Origin of the sequence: Nocardia sp. NPDC058176 (genome assembly GCF_042883805.1) — a bacterium.
Classification (GTDB): Bacteria; Actinomycetota; Actinomycetes; order Mycobacteriales; family Mycobacteriaceae; genus Nocardia.
In genome coordinates, this window is record NZ_JBHVVA010000007.1 from 187,356 (window position 1) to 204,431 (window position 17,076).

General features: G+C 68.7%; 18 protein-coding genes. 8 read left to right on the top strand and 10 right to left on the bottom strand.

Annotated features, from left to right (window positions below):
* The first annotated feature begins 153 nt into the window (after positions 1–153).
* The 3 genes from ACFVVM_RS28955 to ACFVVM_RS28965 all read left to right on the top strand — a co-directional run bounded on the left by ACFVVM_RS28955 (position 154) and on the right by ACFVVM_RS28965 (position 2,939).
* The gene (locus tag ACFVVM_RS28955; RefSeq protein WP_387624714.1) at positions 154–618 is read left to right on the top strand and encodes a hypothetical protein; all 465 of its coding nucleotides are present in this window, start codon (positions 154–156) and stop codon (positions 616–618) included.
* Positions 619–717: 99 nt separating this feature from the next.
* Entirely contained in the window at positions 718–1,425 is a 708-nt protein-coding gene (locus ACFVVM_RS28960) for a siderophore-interacting protein (RefSeq protein ID WP_387624716.1), read from the top strand.
* A gap of 146 nt (positions 1,426–1,571) precedes the next feature.
* Positions 1,572–2,939, top strand: a complete 1,368-nt coding sequence (locus tag ACFVVM_RS28965) for an alpha/beta hydrolase family protein (RefSeq protein WP_387624719.1) — start codon at positions 1,572–1,574, stop codon at positions 2,937–2,939.
* Between the two features lie 58 nt (positions 2,940–2,997).
* Here the strand turns inward: ACFVVM_RS28965 and ACFVVM_RS28970 are convergent, their stop codons facing one another.
* The 3 genes from ACFVVM_RS28970 to ACFVVM_RS28980 all read right to left on the bottom strand — a co-directional run bounded on the left by ACFVVM_RS28970 (position 2,998) and on the right by ACFVVM_RS28980 (position 7,922).
* Positions 2,998–4,734, bottom strand: a complete 1,737-nt coding sequence (locus ACFVVM_RS28970; protein WP_387624722.1) for an ABC transporter ATP-binding protein — start codon at positions 4,732–4,734, stop codon at positions 2,998–3,000.
* Entirely contained in the window at positions 4,731–6,572 is a 1,842-nt protein-coding gene (locus ACFVVM_RS28975; protein WP_387624724.1) for an ABC transporter ATP-binding protein, read from the bottom strand. The genes ACFVVM_RS28970 and ACFVVM_RS28975 overlap by 4 nt, the downstream gene beginning before the upstream one ends.
* A gap of 72 nt (positions 6,573–6,644) precedes the next feature.
* Positions 6,645–7,922, bottom strand: a complete 1,278-nt coding sequence (locus ACFVVM_RS28980; protein WP_387624726.1) for an alpha/beta hydrolase family protein — start codon at positions 7,920–7,922, stop codon at positions 6,645–6,647.
* 215 nt (positions 7,923–8,137) lie between these two features.
* On the opposite strand from ACFVVM_RS28980, the gene ACFVVM_RS28985 reads away from it, so the two are divergent.
* The 3 genes from ACFVVM_RS28985 (at position 8,138) to ACFVVM_RS28995 (ending at position 10,572) form a co-directional block, all read left to right on the top strand.
* Positions 8,138–8,716: a putative glycolipid-binding domain-containing protein gene (locus ACFVVM_RS28985; protein WP_387624729.1), complete on the top strand. Its 579-nt coding sequence runs from the start codon at positions 8,138–8,140 to the stop codon at positions 8,714–8,716.
* Positions 8,717–8,754: 38 nt separating this feature from the next.
* Positions 8,755–9,696 carry an RluA family pseudouridine synthase gene (locus ACFVVM_RS28990; protein ID WP_387624732.1) on the top strand — a complete coding sequence of 314 codons (942 nt, stop codon included), beginning with the start codon at positions 8,755–8,757 and terminating at the stop codon, positions 9,694–9,696.
* 138 nt (positions 9,697–9,834) lie between these two features.
* Positions 9,835–10,572, top strand: coding sequence for a type II CAAX prenyl endopeptidase Rce1 family protein (locus tag ACFVVM_RS28995; protein WP_387624735.1), 738 nt, complete (start codon positions 9,835–9,837; stop codon positions 10,570–10,572).
* A gap of 3 nt (positions 10,573–10,575) precedes the next feature.
* Here ACFVVM_RS28995 and ACFVVM_RS29000 read toward each other — a convergent pair whose 3' ends face one another.
* Positions 10,576–11,226, bottom strand: coding sequence for a TetR/AcrR family transcriptional regulator (locus tag ACFVVM_RS29000; protein WP_387624738.1), 651 nt, complete (start codon positions 11,224–11,226; stop codon positions 10,576–10,578).
* Positions 11,227–11,329: 103 nt separating this feature from the next.
* Here ACFVVM_RS29000 and ACFVVM_RS29005 point away from each other — a divergent pair, with 103 nt between their 5' ends.
* A complete protein-coding gene (locus tag ACFVVM_RS29005) occupies positions 11,330–12,172 on the top strand; it encodes an SDR family oxidoreductase (RefSeq protein ID WP_387624741.1) in 843 nt (280 codons plus the stop codon).
* 300 nt (positions 12,173–12,472) lie between these two features.
* On the top strand, positions 12,473–14,548 hold the full coding sequence (locus tag ACFVVM_RS29010) for a hypothetical protein (RefSeq protein ID WP_387624744.1): 2,076 nt from the start codon (positions 12,473–12,475) through the stop codon (positions 14,546–14,548).
* Positions 14,549–14,666: 118 nt separating this feature from the next.
* On the opposite strand, the gene rpsQ is transcribed toward ACFVVM_RS29010, so the two are convergent.
* From rpsQ to rpsS, 6 genes are read right to left on the bottom strand one after another with little or no spacing between them, the layout of a single operon-like run.
* Positions 14,667–14,936: a 30S ribosomal protein S17 gene (gene rpsQ, locus ACFVVM_RS29015; RefSeq protein WP_387624747.1), complete on the bottom strand. Its 270-nt coding sequence runs from the start codon at positions 14,934–14,936 to the stop codon at positions 14,667–14,669.
* On the bottom strand, positions 14,933–15,172 hold the full coding sequence (rpmC, locus tag ACFVVM_RS29020) for a 50S ribosomal protein L29 (RefSeq protein ID WP_071926410.1): 240 nt from the start codon (positions 15,170–15,172) through the stop codon (positions 14,933–14,935). The genes rpsQ and rpmC overlap by 4 nt, the downstream gene beginning before the upstream one ends.
* Entirely contained in the window at positions 15,172–15,588 is a 417-nt protein-coding gene (rplP, locus tag ACFVVM_RS29025) for a 50S ribosomal protein L16 (RefSeq protein WP_019045023.1), read from the bottom strand. The genes rpmC and rplP overlap by 1 nt, the downstream gene beginning before the upstream one ends.
* A 3-nt stretch (positions 15,589–15,591) precedes the next feature.
* Complete coding sequence (gene rpsC, locus ACFVVM_RS29030; protein ID WP_302871706.1) at positions 15,592–16,386, bottom strand: 30S ribosomal protein S3; 795 nt, start codon at positions 16,384–16,386, stop codon at positions 15,592–15,594.
* Complete coding sequence (gene rplV, locus ACFVVM_RS29035; RefSeq protein ID WP_387624752.1) at positions 16,387–16,788, bottom strand: 50S ribosomal protein L22; 402 nt, start codon at positions 16,786–16,788, stop codon at positions 16,387–16,389. It abuts the gene before it with no gap.
* Positions 16,785–17,066, bottom strand: coding sequence for a 30S ribosomal protein S19 (rpsS, locus tag ACFVVM_RS29040; protein ID WP_056818481.1), 282 nt, complete (start codon positions 17,064–17,066; stop codon positions 16,785–16,787). Before rpsS ends, rplV begins: the two co-directional genes overlap by 4 nt.
* Positions 17,067–17,076: the final 10 nt, after the last annotated feature.

The window sequence follows — 17,076 nt, forward strand, 5'->3', positions numbered from 1 at the left end:
ACTCCACTCTCACCCGGTCGGGCACCCATGACGGGATACACCCTTACATGTTTGCATAGGCTTACCTTATATTGACTGTTGATGCCAGTCCCCGTGGTGAAATCACGAACGCGCGCTAGCAGCCGACTCTCAACGATTGGATCCGACATGTTCATGAACAAGGCACGCGCCGCCACCGCCGCATTCGCCCTGGCCGCCGCCGCCACCCTCGGCGCGGCAGGCACCCTGGCCACCGTCGCCCCGGCACTGGCCGCGCCCTCCATCGTCCGGACCACCCCCGCACCGACCACCGGCCAGCTCCAGGCCAAGCTGCAGCTGGTCCTCAACACCGGCGCCGACCGCGGTGCCAGGGCCAACGAGCTGGAGAACGGCGAAGCGGGGCTGCCGCTGGTCGATCAGCTCGGCACCGTGATGTCCAGCGTCCCCGGCTTCGCCTGGACCGTCTCGGGCCCGGTCGCCACCACCGGCGATCTGACCACCGCGAACCTGCTGGTCACCGTCCCCGGCTTCGGCACCTTCCCGCCGATCGAGGTCTCCTGGCGCGATGTCAACGGCACCTGGAAGCTCACCTCCGAATCACAGTGCACCCTCGCGTACTACGCCTCGCTGTCCTGCTGACCGCACTTCCCCGGCCCGGCCACCACGCCGTGGGGCCGGGCCGAGTCGTGCCCGGTCCGCACCGCGACAAACAAAAGTACTTAGGCTAGCCTTATCCGCATGGGTAAAGGAACCAACGGCCTGATCATGAAGGTCTGGCGCGCCAACGACTACGAGCTGCGCGTCACCTCGGTGGAGACGGTCACCGACAAGTATCTGCGGATCGGCTTCGAGGGCAACGGCCTGCTCGCCGACCACCCGGCCCACCCCACCCAGTTCATCCGCATCTGGATTCCCGATGCCACCACCGACAAGCTGCATCACCGCGGGTACACCCTGGTCAACCAGGACCCCGACACCGACCGCTTCGACATCGAGTTCGCCCTTCACGGCGGCCCGGCCAGCGAGTGGGCCGAGCGCGCCACCGTCGGCGACAAGCTGGAGGCGAGCCTGCTCGGCATGGACGCCTCCCATCCCGACACCGAGCGCAGCGATTACGTCATCTTCGGCGACACCGCCTCGCTCCCGGCCATCAACGCGCTGCTCGACGCGATTCCCGACGCCTCGGCGCGGGTCTTCCTGGAATCGCAGTACGAATCCGACCCGACGCTGCCGGTACACAGCCACGCCGGTCACGAGGTGACCTGGCTGCCGCGCGTCGACGACGGCCGGCTCCTGCGCGAGAAGGCCCAGGAAATCACCTGCGTCCCGGGGACTTACGCCTGGGTGGCCTGCGACGGGGCGACGACCCGCTCGATCGTGAAGACGCTCAGGACCACCCACGCGCTGCCCAAGACCGACATCAAGGCCCGCGCCTACTGGAAGTAGCTCCTCAGGGTCAGGGTCATCCCCCAGACCTACCCTGAAATACGCCCTGGTGGCGACGCGCCGGGCCACGATTCCGGGCACGCTGGACGACGACAGTCGTGGCGGTCGGGGACCGCCCGAGCCGAATTCGTCGAAACGAGCGCCGAGTGTCCGTGATCGACGCAGTGCTGTGGGGCGCTGCTGTGGTGTTCGCGATCGTGCTGATCGCCTTCCCGCGGGCGGCACGGCGGGTGGCTCCGCTGGTGCTGGCGCTGCTCGTCGTCGGCGCGGTGGCGCAGTGGGTGCTGGAGACCTTCTACTGGCACCTGGTCCCGGTCTATCTGCTGATCGCGGTGAGCCTGGCGTTCATCTTCACCGACACCGACCCGTCGCGGCGAAGGGTGGTGTTCCGCACCGGGATCGGGGTGCTCGCCGCGGCGGCGATCATTCCGTGGGCCGTGCCGCCGATCCCCGAGCTGCCGGAGCCGACGGGCCGGTACGCGGTGGGGTCGGAGATCTTCCGCTGGGTCGACGAATCGCGCCCGGAACCCGCGACGGCGGCGACCGACGATCGGCGCAATGTCGTTGTGCAGGCCTGGTATCCGACCGATCAGCACAGTGCCCGGCGGTGGGTGTACATCGACGGGCGCGACCAGCTGCCCGCGCGGGTCAGCCAGCTGCCCGGGTTCCTGCTGGCGGAGTACCGCAGCATCGATTCGCACGCGTCCGCGGATGTGCCCCTCGCCCAGGACCGGGCCCAGTGGCCGGTGGTCCTGTTCTCCCCCGGCTACGGCGCACCCCGCGCGTTCTACACCGGGCTGGTCACCGATCTGGCCAGTCGCGGATTCATCGTCCTTGCCGTCGATCACCCCTACGAGTCCGGCGTCACCGAACTCGCCGACGGCACCATCGCGACCACCGTCGGGCAGATCGCCGACGACGATCCCGACGGCACCCGCTTCATGACCGAACACCTCGACACCCGCACCGCCGACCTGCGTTTCGTCCTCGACCAGCTCACCCGCCCCGAAGTGCTCGGACCACTCGCCGACCGCGTCGACCTCGGCACCCTCACCGCCACCGGGCATTCCCTCGGCGGCGCGGCCGCGCTCTCGGCCCTGGCCGCCGATCCACGACTCACCGCCGCCGCCAATATCGACGGCACGCTCTACGGCCCCCTGCCCGAACACACATTGAACCGGCCGGTCCTGCTGCTGGAGAGCGATCGCTCCGAAACCGGGCACTCCCAGCGCTATCTCGACGGAAACGGCATGCTGCTGGACCGGCTCGACGCACCCGGCTTTCGCTACGAGATCAACGAGGCCGACCACTACAGCTTCACCGATGTGCCGCAGTTCCTTTCGGCTCCGGCGCGGTTCGTCGTCACCCGGATCCTCGGTGGCTCCCGAGGACCGGCCGCGACCCAGCGCGCCACCAACGACATCCTCGTGCCGTTCCTGACCGGCACGCACAACGAGATCCCCGCCGCGGTCGCGACACACGACGGCATCAGCGGCGGACCGATCCCCGGGTAGAACGCCGTCGGCGGCCGGACGGATCACGAGATCCGCACGGCCGCCGAGCGTTTCGCACTCAGGCCGAGACCGGCTCCAGGCGCCAGCCGGTGGCTCGCTCGCGTTCGTTCCAGAAGGCGGCGTAGCGGCCGTCGAGGGCGAGCAGTTCGTCGTGGGTACCGCGCTCGACGATGCGGCCCGCGTCCAGGAACAGGATCTGGTCGGCGTGGGAGATGGTCGCCAGGCGGTGCGCGACCACCAGAACGGTCTTGTCCCTGGTCAATTCGTGGATGCCGCGCACGACGACCGCCTCGCTGTGCGGGTCGAGTGCGCTGGTCGCCTCGTCGAGCAGGACGATGGGTGCGGACTTGAGCAGCGCGCGGGCGATCGAAACCCGTTGGCGCTCACCACCGGACAGCGACGCGCCGCCCTCGCCGACCTGGGTGTCGTAGCCCTCGGGCAGGCGCTCGGCGATCTCGTCGACCCTGGCCGCCCGCGCGGCGCGCAGCAGCTCGTCCTCGGTGGCGTCGGGGTTGCCGATCCGGATGTTCTCGGCGACCGTGCGATTGAACAGGTAGACGTTCTGGAACACCAGCGAGAGCTGGTCGAGCAGGGTCTCCGACGGCTGGGCGCGCACATCGTGCTCGCCCACCGAGACCGTGCCGGAATCCACGTCGTAGAAGCGGGCGGCCAGGCGCAGCAGCGTGGTCTTGCCCGAACCGCTGGGTCCGACGATCGCGGTGGTCGTGCCGGCGGGGACGGTGAAGGTCAGATCCGCGAGCACGGGCTCGTCGGGGCGGTAGCCGAAGCTCACCGCGTCGAAAACCACGGCGGGTGCGCCGGGGGTCACCGGTTCGGTGGCCTCGGGCAGGGTCGGTTCGTCGAGCAGATCGGTGATCCGATCGGCGGCCGCGGCGGCCGAGCGCAGCGCGGTCCCGAGCTGGGCGGCCTGGTTCACCGGTTCGATGAAGCGCGAGCTCACCGCGATCAGGGCGATCGCGACGGCCGCGGAGATGGTGCCGTCGGTCACCTGGACCACCGCGAGGTAGACCAGCACCAGGAACACCGCCTGCACGAACAGCGCGAACACGACCAGACCCGGCACGGTCGCGACCATCATCCGCAGCACCGCCGAACGGTGCCGGACCAGCGCCGAGTCCAGTGCCTTGTTGCCCGCGCCCACCGCGCCGAACGCGCGCAGCACCGGCTGGGCCTGCGCGAATTCGACCACGCGCGAATCGGCTTCGCCCGCCGCGTCGTGCAGGCGCGCGTCGGCGCCGGTGTATGCCCGGGTGGCCAGGCCGTTGACCAGGTACAGCACGGGCGCGGCGAGCAGCATGGCCAGGCCGATCCGCCAGTCGATGAACAGCATGCCGATCGCGACGGCCACCGGCACGATCACGCCGGTGAGCACCTTGGTGAGCAGATAGGCGATCAGGCCCTGCATCTCACGCACCTGCTCGACCACCACCCGCGACAGCGGGGCGGCGTCGCGACCCTCGAACCAGCCCAGCGGCAGCGCGTTGAGCTGATCACCGAGCCGGGTCTGCAGGCCACGCTGCATCCCGAGGCCGATGCGCAGACCGATGACGGCCTGCAGGTAGCCGAACACGATCAGGCCGCCGACGGCCACCGTCATGCCGAGCGCCCACAGCCAGGCGCGGCTCAGATCATCGCCGATCAGCGCCTCGAGCACGGGGACCAGCAGCAGATAGGCGGCGGCCTGGCACAGCGCCTGCAGCACGATCGCGGCGAGCAGCTTGGGCAGCAGCGGGGCGAATTCGGCGGGAACCAGCCGGAATACCTTGCGAATCATCGTGCGTCCTCCACCAGGGCGAGCGTGCCGAGCGCGGCCTCGTTGATCTCCCAGAGCCGCTGATAGAGCCCACCGGCGCCGACCAGTTCGGCGTGCGGGCCCTGTTCGACGAGAGTGCCGTTGTCCAGCACCAGGATCCGGTCGACTCCGGTGATGGTGTGCAGGCGGTGCGCGATCACCAGGACGGTGCGACCGGCCACCAGGGCGGCCAGCGCGTCCTGCACCGCGGCTTCGGATTCCGGGTCGGCGAAGGCGGTGGCCTCGTCGAGGACGAGCACCGGGGTGTCGGCCAGCAGCGCCCGCGCGATCGAGAGGCGTTGCGCCTCACCGCCGGACAGGCTGGCGTCCTCGCCGATCTCGGAGTCGTAGCCGCGCGGCAGTGCCACGATCCGGTCGTGGATCTGGGCGGCGCGGGTGGCGCGTTCGATGGCCGCGTCGTCGGCGTCGGGGCGCGCGATCAGCAGGTTCTCGCGGATAGAGCCGCGGATCAGGCGCACGTCCTGGAAGACGAAACCGACGGTGCGATACAGCTCTTCGCTCGAGTACTCGCGGATGTCGCGACCGGCGATGGTGATCCGGCCCGCACCCACGTCATAGAAGCGGGGTAGCAGCTTGGCCAGGGTCGACTTGCCCGAACCGCTCGGGCCGACCAGGGCGGTGATGGTGCCGGGGCGCAGTTCGAGGTCGATGCCGCGCAGCACGTCGTGACCGGTGCGGTAGGCGAATTCGACGCCCTCGAACCGGACGACACCGGGTTCGGTGGGCTCGGTACTCGTGGTCTCGGGCGCCTGGTCCAGTTCAGGTGTCTGCTGCAGTTCGTGCAGGCGCAGCGCGGCCGCGTTGCCCGCGCGCAGGGCCTGCGAACCGTAGCCGAGGCCGAGCAGCGAACTGCCGATACCGAGGCCGACCAGGACGAACGGCAGCATGTCGAGCGGGGCGACCCAGCCCAGACCCACCCCGGACAGCCCGCCGAGAACCACGACCAGCATCACGAACACCGGGGCGACGACGATGTCGGAGGCGGCCTGCACGCGGATGATCGGCATCTTCATCCGCTGCGCGGACTGCACGAGTCCGTCGACGGAGTCCTGGAATTCGCGGTGCGCCTTGCCCGCCTGACCGAAGGCGCGCACGACCTGGATGCCGTCGACGAACTCGATCGCGGCATCGGAGGTGCGGCGTTCCCAGCGGGTGTAGACGGCGACGCGGTCGCGGCCGTCGCGGTCCATGATCCGGCCGAGCAGGCGGCCGTAGGCCAGCAGCGGGATCAGCAGTACCAGCGTCAGCCGCCAGTCGACCGTGAACAGGTAGCCCAGCGTCACCACCGGCACCACCAGGGCGCCGACGAATTCGAGACGGGCGTGCGCGACCAGGTAGTGCAGGGCCTCGACGTCGTCGCGCAGGTAGGTCTTGACCTCGCCGGAGCTGCGTTCGCCGAACCAGCCCAGCGGCACCCTGGTGAGCTTGGTCGCGAGCAGCCTGCGCAGGGTGAGCTGGTAGTTCGCGTCGACCGCGTGCGACCAGATCAGCGCCACCACCTGCAGGAACGCCCGGAAGACGAGCACCGCGACGGCCGCGCCGAACAGCCACCACACCCGATCGGTGTCGACCGGGGACGCGAGCAGCTCACGGCAGGCCTCGACGATCAGGATGAACGGCACCACCGCGCAGACCGAGGCGACGGCCACGATCACACTCGCCGCCGTGAGCATCCCCGAGACCGGCGCCAAGATCTCCTTGCGAGCCGCCGCTTCCTGCTGCTTCTTCGCCTTCGCGACCGCCCTCGGCGGCCGGTTGCCCGACTCCGCCCCCGGCGGCGGCGCTGCCTGCACCGTCATAACGTTCTCGCCTCTCACCTGTCCGCGGCAACTCGCCGAAGATAGGTTAGCCTAAATTCATTGCTCCGGACCCTAGGGAACGGGAGTCATTTCCGGACTGAGCGCCATGGCCAACGCATGGGCGGGATCGGCGTTTCCGCCCAGCGTGGTGTCGAAGAATGTGCGCAGATATCCGCGCTGTACCTCAAGAGAACGCTCGGGGTCGATCTCGCCGACCAATTGCACCTTGCCCGCAGCCGGGAGGAGACCGGCCGCGGCGAGCGCGTCGGCGAGGATCTGGTTGTCACAGAACGAGTGATGTTGTGCGCCGCGGAGCTGGAAATGCAATTTGGGCCCCGCGGTGGACCAGAATTGTTTCCAGCTGGGGATGTCATCTCGATGGTGACCCTCCGCGCTGATGAGCAGGAAGGGGCGATCCAGGCCCGCGGAGACAACCGGGCCCCAGAGCCCGCCATCGAGATTCGCGGCAGCGCCGATGCGCCGGTCCTCGTACATCGCCTGCGCCGCGGTCGCTCCACCGAGCGAATGGCCGTACATCGCCACCTTGGACAGGTCGAGCACGTCGGCGAGCTGCGCGGGCAGCGGATGCCGGCCGGCGTCCGGGTTGGCACCGGCCGCGAGGTCGGCCAGCGCGTCGAGCACGAACCGCGTGTCCGCGACCCTGGTCGGCAGCGCGATGGCCACCTGCTTCTCGACCTCGTCGGGTTCGGCGGCAGGCGGCAGGACGCTGCGGGCGATACGGCCGTCCGGGAACTCCGTCGCGAACGTCTCATGGGTGTGGTTCATGGTGACCACGACGTAGCCGTGACTGGCGAGATCCTCGGCTTGGGCGGTGCTCAATTCCCGGGACAAACCCATCCCGGGCGAGAAGAGCACTATCGGACGAGCTCCCCGGGAGATGTCCGCCGGTGCGTCCAGGCGACCGCGGCTGGGGGCGAGCGCCCAGCTGTCGGCCGAGGGCACACCCACCGACGCCAGGTCCTCTGCGTAGATCCGCGCGATATCGGTTGCCATCCACGGTCGAACGGGCGCCGCCGAGGTGTCCGCGGCGGGATACCAGATGCTGATCATCAGTTCCCGTTGCTGCGCCGGGACATAGGGATCTCGGCGTTCGGCATCGACCAGGTGCAGATCCACCACACCGATCGCGTGATCCCCGGTCGGCGCGGGCAGCGTGACGACCACCGGTGCGATGTGCGGAGACAATGGTTCTGCGGCGGCAATGCCGGTTCCGGTCAGCGCCAGAATCAGCGCGGCCAGGCAGCGGAGAATATTTCTGGACGCGTTCGCGTGCGCGAGAAGCAATGCCACGAAACGGTTTTCGGAAGTTACCGGCTCCGCGCCGGTCACGAACGAGATTGGCATGAGGTCCCCCCTGGATCGTCTGCCGCCCGAGTTTAGGGGACAGTCCACTCCCGGATACGGCAGCCGAAGAGATCGGTCCGCGATGACGGAAGTCGTTGGGTTCCTTCGTTCCGGCGATTCGGCCGCGGAATATCGGGAATGGTGTCGGTGTAGGGAATGTTGCGCACCACGAGCCGACTGCCGTCCGTGAGGAGCACACTGTGTCGTTCACCGCCCTGCCGCCCTCGGCCGCCTGGCGGCATCGCGAGGCACGCACGGGGTTCGAAGTGGCGTACTTCCATCGGGATGAGCGGGGGGTTGTCGTCGAGGGGTGTGCGACGGCGGTCGAGGACGGGGTGGTGTGGGCGGTCGACTATCGGTTGCGGCTCGATGGGAGTTGGCATACGCGGTCGGCGCAGATCGTCGGGCGGTATCCGGAGGGGCGGCGGACGGTGAGTGTGCAGTCCGATGGGCTCGGTCGCTGGCAGGTCGACGGGAGCGCGGTGCCGGAGCTCGACGGGTGTCTCGACATCGATCTGGAGGCGTCGGCGTTCACGAACGCGCTGCCGGTCCGGCGGCTGGGTCTCGCGGTCGGCGATGCCGCGGACGCGCCCGCGGTCTATGTGCGCGCCGGTGATCTCACCGCGGCCCGGTTGCCGCAGCACTATCGCCGCGTCGTCGACGGGGCCGGGCAGCGCTATGACTACACCGCGCCGACCTTCGACTTCCACGCCACCTTGGAATACGACGAGTACGGATTGGTGGTCGAGTATCCCGGCCTCGCCGTGCGCGCTGCCTGAACACCGCGCCGCCAACAGGCACTGCGAGACTGTTCTCCATGCGACGTAGGCAGCAGCCGCCGCTGCCTAAACGGCACGGCCTCGACCCGGCCCGACTCCGCTTGCCCGAGGACGGGCAGTGGGCGACCGTGCGCGACCATCTCGTCGAGCGGTTGCCGCGAGTCGACCCGGCACGGATCGAGGAGATGCTGCGGGCGGGCGAGATCGTCGACCTGGACGGGCCGCTCGGACCGAACGCGCCGTATGTGCCCGGTGGCGCGGTCTGGTTTCACCGCGACCTGCCGGTGGAGACCGAGGTGCCGTTCGAGATCGGCATCGTGCACCGTGACGAGGACATCCTGGTGGTGGACAAACCCCACTTCCTGGCGACCATCCCGCGCGGCCAGCACATCCTGCAGACCGCGCTGGTCCGCCTGCGCCGCGACCTCGACCTGCCCGACCTGATCCCCGCGCACCGGCTGGACCGGGTGACCGCCGGCCTGATCCTGTTCGTGGTGAACCCGGCCCGGCGCGGGGCCTACCAGACGATGTTCCACCACCGGACCGTGCGCAAGGAGTACGAGGCCATCGCGCCCTACGACCCCGCGCTCGAGCTGCCGCGCGTCGTGCGCAGCCGGATCATCAAGGAGAAGCAGGTGCTGGCGGCGATGGAGGTCGAGGGCGAGCCCAATGCCGAGACCGAGGTGTCGTTGCTCGAGCACCGCGACGGTCTCGGCCGCTACCGGCTGCGACCGCACACCGGGCGCACCCACCAGCTGCGGTTACACATGAACAGCCTCGGCGTGCCGATCCTCGGTGACGACTTCTATCCGGTGGTCACCGACAAATCGGTCGACAACTACACCCGACCCCTGCAATTGCTGGCCGCCTCGCTCGAGTTCACCGACCCGATCAGCGGGGAGCCACGGCGGTTCGAGACCCAGCGCTCGCTGCAGGCATGGACCGATCTGCCCGGATGGTCCGAATCGGCTGTCGAGTAGCTCACAGCGCGGCGCGGCGCTATCGATCTTGGTGGGCCGCCGAACCGCCGGTGACGATGCCGATTCGCTATCGGCGGTGGTGAACGGGCTGTTCACCGGGCCGTTTCCGTATCGTGATCCTTCCGTACACTCGGTCGGGTGCTCGCCTCCGCCCCCGTCGCCGCCGCCCGGCCCAAGCTGCACGCCTACATCGATATCGCCGTAGTCGTCGTCGTGCTGGCCGGGACGAATCTGATCGCGCACTTCACCACCGCCTGGGCCAGCATCGTCACCGTGCCCATCGCGGCCGTCGCCCTGCTGGTGCTCATGCGCAAGCGCGGACTCGGCTGGGCCGAACTCGGCCTGTCACCACGGCACTGGCGGCGCGGCACGCTCTACGCGCTCGGCGCGGTCGGCATCGTGCTCACCGCCGTCGCCATCGGCGCGCTGCTGCCGATCACCCGGCCGTTCTTCCTGGCCGATCGCTATGCCACCATCTCCGGCGCGCTGATCGCGTCGATGATCGTCATTCCGCTGCAGACCGTCATCCCCGAGGAACTGGCGTTCCGCGGCGTGCTGCACGGCACGCTCGACCGCGTGGTCGGGGTGCGCGGGCTGTTCGCCGCGGGCTCGCTGATGTTCGGGCTCTGGCACATCGCCTCGTCGATGGGGCTGACCAGCGGTAACAAGGGTCTGCTCGAGATCGTCGGCGGTGGGCTGCTCGGTCAGATCGTCGGCATCGCGCTCGCCGTGGCCGCGACCGCGGTGGCCGGGGTGGTGTTCACCTGGTTGCGGCGACGCAGCGGGAGTCTGCTGGCGCCGATCGCGCTGCACTGGTCGCTCAACGGCGCGGGCGCGCTCGCGGCGGCCGTCGTCTGGCACACCGCGCTGCGCTGATCCTCATTCCGGCAGCGTCGGGTCGGTCGCGCGGACCGCGGTGAACAAGCCCGTGCACACCTCGACGAGCTGTGCCGGGTCGTGGGTACGACCGTCGAGCAGCCAGTCGACCAGCAAGTGGTTCACGCCGCCGACGAGCGCGATGCAGGTCAGCCGTTCACGCTCGGGCAGCGGCCGCGCACGCGCCGACGACCACAGACCCGCCACCAGCTCCGCGTAGTCGCGCAACACCGCGTGCCTGCGCTGCTCCATCGCCGCCGACACCCCGACCACTTCGATCAGGACGACTCGCGCGCGGCGCGGGTCCTCGGTGAGATAGCCGATGAACCCGCCGAGACCGGCGCCGATCAGCTCGTCCAGGCTCGGTCCCGACGCGCGCAGCGCCTCCTGCGTCCGCTCCTCGAGGCGGCCGGCCAGTTCGTCGTAGAGGGCTGCCAGACAGGCCTCGCGGTCGCTGAACGATTCGTAGAAATAGCGCTCGGTGAGCCCGGCGAGCCCGCACAGCTGTTTCACCGACCCGGCCGCGTAACCCTGGGTACCGAACAGTTCGAGAGCCGCGGCCAACAGCGCCGTCCGGCGCTGCCCGACCCGTTCGGCCGGGGTGCGCCCCGAGTACCGCCGACCCGCCGAATGCTCGGCGGAGTGCGCTTCCATCGAACCCTGTCCTTCTGTGCGACTGCGTGGAATACTAGGCCACAATTTTTGACATGACGACATGTCAGAAGTGACATTTCCGCTGGATCGAAAGGCTTTGCCGATGAAACGCACCCATGCCGGACTGGTCGTCGCCATCACCGGCGGCGCCGCGGGCATCGGCCGTGAGACCGCGCGCCAGTTCGCGCTCACGGGCGCACGGGTCTGCATCGGCGACCTGTCCGGCACCGCGGCCCGCACCGCCGCCGCCGAACTGCCCGGCACCGTGCACGGCTGCGAACTCGACGTCACCGACGAGCGCTCCTTCCACGATTTCCTGGCCACCACCGAGGCGCTACTCGGGCCGATCGATGTGCTGGTCAACAACGCGGGCGTGATGTGGGTCGGCGCCTTCGACACCGAACCCGACACGGCCACCACCCGGATGCTCGCGGTCAACCTGCACGGCGTGATCCGCGGAGTGCGCCTGGCCGCGCCCGCCATGCGCACCCGCGGGCGCGGACACATCGTCACCATCGCCTCCGCCGCGTCGCGACTGTCCCCGCCCGGTGAGGCCACCTACGCCGCGACCAAGCACGGCGTGCTCGGCTACCTCACCGGTGTTCGAGAGGAACTGCGCGGCAGCGGGGTTCGGCTGTCGGTGATCATGCCGGGCGTCGTCGACACCGAACTCGCCGCCGGAACCGCCACGGGCGCGGCGAAACTCCTCCAGCCCGCCGATGTGGCGAATGCGGTGCTCGCGGTGGTGGAGCGGCCCCGCTTCGAGGTGTCGCTGCCCGGATACGTCAGCCCGCTCGTGCATCTGGCCGGACTGCTTCCGCAGTGGTTGCGCGACATCGTGTTGCGCCGCGCGGTGCCGAATCAGGTGGCCGCCGTGTCCGGATCGTCGAAACGATCCGCCTACGAAAAGCGCGTGCTGCGAGACGATCCCGAGTCATCGCAGTAGCGAACCTGGCCGCCACGCGACCGGATCATCTTGGCAGGTCGAGCAGCGCGGTCGCGGTCCCCGTCAGCGCGCCGCCGGATCTCCTCGGCGCGAAGCCGGACAGTTGATCACCAGGCACTCAGGTAAGCATCGGCCGAGTAGCGAACGCCACCAGAGCCTGGTGATCAACCGTCCAGGCATGGTCGTGGTGCGCGCGAATCGGGCCGGTGTCGTTGACCGCGGCTCGGACGGCGTTTACGCTCTCTGGCAATCACACATATGTTCGATAGTCCATATGTTCGAGTGACCGGAAGGCGCGAGATGTCCGACGATCGGTCGATCGAGAATGCCGTCAGCCCGGCGGACACCGAGATCACGGCGCTCGAACGGCAGGTGGCGACGGCGCGCGGCAAGCTGCCGCTGCAGCACGACACCGCACTGTACGACGCGCTCTCCGACGCCGAGATCCGGGCCGAACGCGAGCTCGCGGAATGGATTCGCGCGCAACGGCGTAAACAGCGGCGGCGTGCGGTCGTCGACGAACTCGCCGCCGACCGGCGCGACCGGCGCACCGGCACCCAGATCCGGCGCACCGACGAGGCCGACGCGCGCTGGCATCGCAAGGCCCTGGCCGCGCGGCGGCGCGTCTCCAGTCCGGATGCTCGCCTGGCCCAGCTGTATCGGCGGGCGGAGTGGTCCTCGCGCGCGCTGATCGGCGTCGTCGTCCTCGGGATGCTGTGGGCGGGGGTGAACGTCCAGCGCAACCTTGTGCCGAGTGGCGACATGAGCGACCCGCTCTACTGGCTCAGCTACGGCATCGAAGCGATGATCTCCATCCCGATCATCATCATCATGATCACCGCGACCACCGCCGCCCGCTGGGGGCGGGAACTCCAACGCGGCAAGGTCGTCCTGTTCGAACTGGCCCTGCTCGGCACCACGGTCGCCCTCAACGCGGGCCCCCATCTCGCCAGCGGATCCTACGGCCGCGCAGCCGAATACGCGATCGCCCCGGTGATGGTCGGCGTCGTGATCTGGTTGCACGCCTGGGTGGCGGCGCGCTACGCGATGCTGATCGAGGCGGCCTCGGTGGAGTTGCCCGTGGACACGGTGAACTACTCCCCCGCCGAGCGCGTGACCTCGGCCGATGCCGCGCTCGAACCCGGTTCGCCGACGGCGATGCCACGAATCACCGACGACACTCGACTCATCGAGCGTGCGGTTGCGAATAGCGTTGCAGTCGAACAGGTCCCACCGCGCGCGGACCGAGTCGCCGCCGAATCACCACTCTTCGACGAACCGACAGGTGATGCGGGACGGGCGATCGACACTCGCCCCGTCGCAGGCGGATCCGACGCTCAGCCCGCCGAAGTGGCGGCCGCGGTCTCCGTGAACCTGCCCGAGCAGGAAAGTCCAGAGTTCACGCCCGACTCTGCCGACTCTGCCGACTCTGCCGACTCTGCCGACTCTGCCGACTCTGCCGACTCTGCCGACTCTGCCGACTCTGCCGACTCTGCCGAGATGATCCCCGTGTCCGCCGCGGACCGCACCCGCACGCACAGTGCGCGCCGTCCGTCTACGGAGAAGTCGATCGCCCCGGGCACGCTCGAACTGATCCACAAGGCCGCGGCCGATCACCGTCGCAATGGCGCCGAGTACTCGACCACACGGACGAACGGCGGCACCCCGCCCCTGCGCCGAATACCGGTCACCGCGGGCGCGCAGTCCACCGCGGGCGACGCGACCGGTACCGACCCGGTTCCCGAGGCGACGGCGCACGCCGACACCGTCGCCCGTGACCGCAACGGCGACACCGCTGCCCCCAAGGCAACGGCCCCCACTCCACCTCCGGCCGAACAACCCGAACAACTGACCCTCACCACCGAGCCGGAGCCCATCGAGGACCCGATCCCCCGCATCGATCCGGGGAAGTCCCCGACCACAACCGAGGCGGCGCCACACCCGACCCCGCCTGCGGAACCCAAGGCCACCCGCCCGCAGCCGACAGACCCGAATCCGGTCGGCGGTCCGGCGCCCCTGCCCATGGATCGAGATCACACCGACCAGCAGCCCCCCGAGCCCGCTGAGTTCGACGCCAGCACACCGGCGTCAACCGATCCCGAGCCGGCCGACGCCCTGGACCCGCCCGAAGACTTCGACACCCCCGCCGACGACTTCGACTACGACGACACCGAGGTCCGCGCCCTGGCCCGCCAGATCGCCCACCGCAGCCCCCTGCGCCTCACCCTCGCCCAGATCGAGGAAATCCTCGAACTCACCGACCAGTCCTGGTCAGCCCCCAGCATCGGCGCCGAAGTCGGCGTCTCCGGCAACACCGTCACCAACATCGTCGAATTCGCCCGAAAGATCCGCCACCCCTACGCCTTCACCGGCTGAGGTCTCGAGACCGCTCAGACGCAGCGACGATCTGGGCGAGGTCGAGCACGACGAAGGCCCGCTTCCCAGAGGGAAACGGGCCTTCGTGGCAACGATCTCGATGGATCGAGGAGGGACCTTACTTGGCCTTCTCCAGGACCTCGACCAGACGCCAGCGCTTGGTGGCCGACAGCGGGCGGGTCTCCATCAGCTGAACGTGGTCGCCGATGCCGGCGATCTCGTTCTCGTCATGCGCCTTCACCTTGGAGGTGGTGCGAATGATCTTGCCGTAGAGCTTGTGCCGGTGACGGTCTTCCAGCTCGACGACGATCGTCTTGCTCATCTTGTCCGAGACGACGTAGCCGCTGCGTACCTTGCGGCTGTTGCGCTCTTCCTTGTTCTCGCTCATGCCGCATCTCCCTTGCCAGCGGGTGCCGTGGCCAGGCCGAGCTCGCGCTCACGCATGACCGTGTAGATGCGCGCGATCTCGTGACGGACGACGCGCAGACGACGGTTGTTGTCGAGCTGACCCGTCGCCATCTGGAAGCGCAGGTTGAACAGCTCTTCCTTCGACTCACGCAGGCGGGCCACGAGCTCTTCTTCGTTGAGCTCGCGGAGCTCTGCGGCCGGTGTTCCGGTAGCCATCAGAACTGCTCCTCCCTGGTCACGATCCTGCACTTCATCGGGAGCTTGTGCATCGCGCGGCGCAGGGCCTCGCGAGCGATCTCCTCGTTCGGGTAAGACATCTCGAACATGACCCGTCCGGGCTTCACGTTCGCGACCCACCACTCCGGCGAACCCTTACCGGAACCCATGCGGGTCTCGGCAGGCTTCTTGGTGAGCGGGCGGTCGGGGTAGATGTTGATCCAGATCTTGCCGCCACGCTTGATGTGGCGGGTCATCGCGATACGCGCCGACTCGATCTGACGGTTGGTGACGTAGGCGGGCTCGAGAGCCTGGATGCCGTACTCACCGAACGCCACCGCGGTGCCGCCCTTGGACATGCCGGAGCGACTCGGGTGGTGCTGCTTGCGGTGCTTGACCCTACGGGGCATCAGCATGCGTCAGCCCTCCTGACTCTCTGCCGGAGCCTCCGCCACTGCAGTGGCGGCGCGCCCGACCTCGGTGCTGGTCGCGGTGGTACCGGCGGAACCGGAACGACGCGGGCGGCTCGGACGCTCGCGGCGCGGGCGCTCCGGAGCAGCAGCGGCGGCGGTCAGCTCACGACGACCACCGACGATGTCACCCTTGTAGATCCAGACCTTCACACCGATGCGACCGAAGGTGGTCTTGGCCTCGTAGAGGCCGTAGTCGATGTCCGCGCGCAGCGTGTGCAGCGGGACGCGACCCTCACGGTAGAACTCCGAGCGCGACATTTCGGCGCCACCGAGGCGGCCCGAGCACTGCACGCGGATGCCCTTGACGTTCGGCGAACGCATGGCCGACTGAATGGCCTTACGCATCGCACGACGGAACGCCACACGGTTCGAGAGCTGCTCGGCCACACCCTGAGCAACCAGCTGCGCATCCGACTCGGGGTTCTTGACCTCGAGGATGTTCAGCTGAACCTGCTTCTTGGTGAGCTTCTCCAGCTCGGCGCGGATGCGGTCGGCTTCCGCGCCACGACGACCGATCACGATGCCGGGACGCGCGGTGTGGATATCCACACGGACGCGATCACGGGTGCGCTCGATCTCGACCTTCGAGATACCGGCCCGCTCCATGCCAGTGGCGAGGAGCTTGCGGATCTGAACGTCTTCCTTCACGTATTCCGCGTACTGCTTGTCCGCGTACCAACGCGACTTCCAGTCGGTGGTGATACCGAGGCGGAAGCCATGGGGATTGATTTTCTGTCCCATTTACTTTGCCCCTCCCTTCCGGCGGCTACGAGTGGCAGCGCCGGCAGTGGGCACGCTCTCGACCTCGATGGTGATGTGGCTGGTGCGCTTGCGAATCCGGAACGCACGGCCCTGGGCCCGCGGCTGGAAACGCTTCATGGTGGCACCCTCGTCGACAAAAGCAGTCGAGATGACCAGGGTGGCCGGGTTGAGGCCGAGGTTGTTCTCGGCGTTCGCCGCGGCACTCGCCACGACCTTGGCCACCGGCTCGCTGGCAGCCTGCGGTGCGAACCGCAGGATCGCCAGCGCGTCCTCGACACGCTTGCCGCGGACCAGGTCCACGACGCGACGCGCCTTCATCGGGGTGACCCGCACGTGCTTAGCGGTAGCGCGGGCAGTCGGGTTCTGAATGGTTTCAGTCATCGCCGCTTGCTCTTCCGGTCGTCCTTGACGTGGCTCTTGAACGTCCTGGTCGGCGCGAACTCACCGAGCTTGTGGCCGACCATGTTGTCCGAGATGAACACCGGGACATGCTTGCGACCGTCGTGGACGGCGAAAGTGTGGCCGATGAAATCGGGGATGATGGTCGAGCGACGCGACCAGGTCTTGATGACCTGCTTCGTGCCCTTCTCGTTCTGCACGTCCACCTTCGCGAGGAGGTGGTCGTCGACGAACGGGCCCTTCTTGAGGCTGCGTGGCATTTCTTACCTC

Bases quoted from the DNA above. Each gene is read 5' to 3' on its own strand.
- rpsS (WP_056818481.1), bottom strand. From the start codon at position 17,066: ATGCCACGCAGCCTCAAGAAGGGCCCGTTCGTCGACGACCACCTCCTC.
- ACFVVM_RS28975 (WP_387624724.1), bottom strand. From the start codon at position 6,572: ATGACGGTGCAGGCAGCGCCGCCGCCGGGGGCGGAGTCGGGCAACCGG.
- rplV (WP_387624752.1), bottom strand. From the start codon at position 16,788: ATGACTGAAACCATTCAGAACCCGACTGCCCGCGCTACCGCTAAGCAC.
- rpsC (WP_302871706.1), bottom strand. From the start codon at position 16,386: ATGGGACAGAAAATCAATCCCCATGGCTTCCGCCTCGGTATCACCACC.
- ACFVVM_RS28970 (WP_387624722.1), bottom strand. From the start codon at position 4,734: ATGATTCGCAAGGTATTCCGGCTGGTTCCCGCCGAATTCGCCCCGCTG.
- ACFVVM_RS29010 (WP_387624744.1), top strand. From the start codon at position 12,473: ATGTCCGACGATCGGTCGATCGAGAATGCCGTCAGCCCGGCGGACACC.
- rpsQ (WP_387624747.1), bottom strand. From the start codon at position 14,936: ATGAGCGAGAACAAGGAAGAGCGCAACAGCCGCAAGGTACGCAGCGGC.
- ACFVVM_RS28960 (WP_387624716.1), top strand. From the start codon at position 718: ATGGGTAAAGGAACCAACGGCCTGATCATGAAGGTCTGGCGCGCCAAC.
- rplP (WP_019045023.1), bottom strand. From the start codon at position 15,588: ATGCTGATGCCCCGTAGGGTCAAGCACCGCAAGCAGCACCACCCGAGT.
- ACFVVM_RS28955 (WP_387624714.1), top strand. From the start codon at position 154: ATGAACAAGGCACGCGCCGCCACCGCCGCATTCGCCCTGGCCGCCGCC.
- ACFVVM_RS28990 (WP_387624732.1), top strand. From the start codon at position 8,755: ATGCGACGTAGGCAGCAGCCGCCGCTGCCTAAACGGCACGGCCTCGAC.
- ACFVVM_RS29005 (WP_387624741.1), top strand. From the start codon at position 11,330: ATGAAACGCACCCATGCCGGACTGGTCGTCGCCATCACCGGCGGCGCC.
- rpmC (WP_071926410.1), bottom strand. From the start codon at position 15,172: ATGGCTACCGGAACACCGGCCGCAGAGCTCCGCGAGCTCAACGAAGAA.
- ACFVVM_RS29000 (WP_387624738.1), bottom strand. From the start codon at position 11,226: ATGGAAGCGCACTCCGCCGAGCATTCGGCGGGTCGGCGGTACTCGGGG.